Annotated in this window: 1 protein-coding gene; it reads left to right on the top strand. The window is 38.1% G+C overall.

Features of this window, described 5'->3' with window-relative positions; genetic code table 11:
* Positions 1 to 530, top strand: a 530-nt coding sequence (locus ACPYKA_RS11710) for a S1 RNA-binding domain-containing protein (protein WP_479542461.1), incomplete at its 5' end; no start/stop codon positions are given.
* Positions 531 to 829 lie beyond the last annotated feature (299 nt).

Raw genomic sequence — 829 nt, 5'->3', positions numbered from 1 at the left:
TAGATATTGGTGGAGTTGATGGACTCGTACATATTTCTGAACTTGCTCATACACATGTCGATCAAGTATCGGATGTCTTATCAGAAGGCGATAAAATTAACGTAGAAGTTTTATCCGTGGATTTAGAAAATGAACGAATTTCATTATCATATAAAAACACATTACCAGGTCCATGGTCAGGAATTGAAAATCGTATCAATCCTGGTGATAAGGTTGAAGGCGTTGTTAAACGTATTGTTAATTTTGGTGCCTTTGTTGAGATCGAAGACGGTGTAGAAGGTCTTGTTCACATTTCACAGATCGCTAACCGTCATATCGGAACTCCAGATGAGGTTCTAGAAGTTGGACAGAAAATAGTTGCAAAAGTATTGGGTGTCGATGAAAATGAACAGCGAATTTCTTTAAGTATTAAAGAAATCGAACAAGAAAAAGAACAAGGTGAAATTGAACAATACGAACGCGAAGAAGAGTCGTCAAGTTTTCAACTAGGAGATATGATTGGCGATAAATTAGATAAATATAAACAATAAAACGAACTGACAAAAAGATTAGGACATAACGAAACAAGAAATTCTAATGCAGACAGTACGCATAGAACGTTACAATTTCATGATATGAATCTAATCCGAAGTTGAAGTTTACTGTGTAGTAATGAAAATTTAAATACAAGTAATAGCTTCGTTGATTTCCGCCTCCGGGCAGTACGCTTTCCGTGGGCACGGCTTCAGCCTCTGAAGCAGAAAACCACTGCTTCTGAGTCTTCAGACACGTGCTTTTCCCACAGGAGTCGACTGCCCTCCGGCTCCAATCAACCATTGTGATAGTATCA

The organism is Pseudogracilibacillus amylolyticus (SeqCode), from assembly GCF_051918545.1.
GTDB lineage: Bacteria > Bacillota > Bacilli > Bacillales > Amphibacillaceae > Pseudogracilibacillus.
The sequence above is the reverse complement of the archived record's forward strand: the minus strand, read 5'-3'. Positions and strand labels throughout refer to the sequence as shown.